Annotated in this window: 1 protein-coding gene; it reads left to right on the top strand. The window is 37.6% G+C overall.

The features are described 5' to 3' along the window. The coding region (locus V7147_RS18975; RefSeq protein WP_335369397.1) for a class I SAM-dependent methyltransferase at positions 1-576 on the top strand (576 nt) is incomplete at its 5' end. Between the last annotated feature and the right edge of the window lie 95 nt (positions 577-671).

Genomic DNA, 671 nt, shown 5'->3' with positions numbered 1-671 from the left:
ATTAAAAGCTATGGGATTGATGTTGATGACCTTTTAGTCAAAGTGGCATATGTTAGTGCGAATTTACAGCAGCATACCATTCAATTTTATAACCAAGATAGTCTTGAGCCACTATACATAGAACCTATGGACGTAGTAGTCAGTGATTTGCCTGTAGGTTATTATCCAAATGATGTAGGGGCAGCTAGCTTTGAACTTCACGCTAAAGAAGGTCACTCTTATGCCCACCATCTTTTTATTGAACAAAGCCTTAAATATACAAAAGCGGGTGGCTATTTATTTTTCCTAGTGCCAAATCACTTATTTACAAGTGAGTATGCAAAGGAATTAAATTCGTTTCTTAAAGAGCATTCGGTCATTCAAGGAATGATTCAGCTACCACTATCCTTGTTTAAAAATGAAAATGCGGCAAAAAGTATTTTTATTATCCAAAAAAAAGGACCCGAAGTGAAAGCGCCAAAGCAAGCCCTTCTTGCCAACCTACCAAAGTTTTCAAATCAGACAGCCATGGCAGGAATTATTAAGCAAATCGATGATTGGTTTAAGCAACAGAAACATGAAATAAACGATAATTGATGAATGAGAGATCCAATTTGGATCTCTTTTTTTCTGCGTCTAGTTCCAGCGCATAACCCCTCGAGCTCATAACCCGTTCCGTCAAGAAGGTCAAA

It is taken from the genome of Bacillus sp. JJ1521 (assembly GCF_036965165.1).
In the GTDB taxonomy this organism is placed as follows: domain Bacteria; phylum Bacillota; class Bacilli; order Bacillales; family Bacillaceae_L; genus Ferdinandcohnia.
Note: the sequence above shows the minus strand (reverse complement) of the source record. Positions and strands in the feature narration are given on the sequence as shown.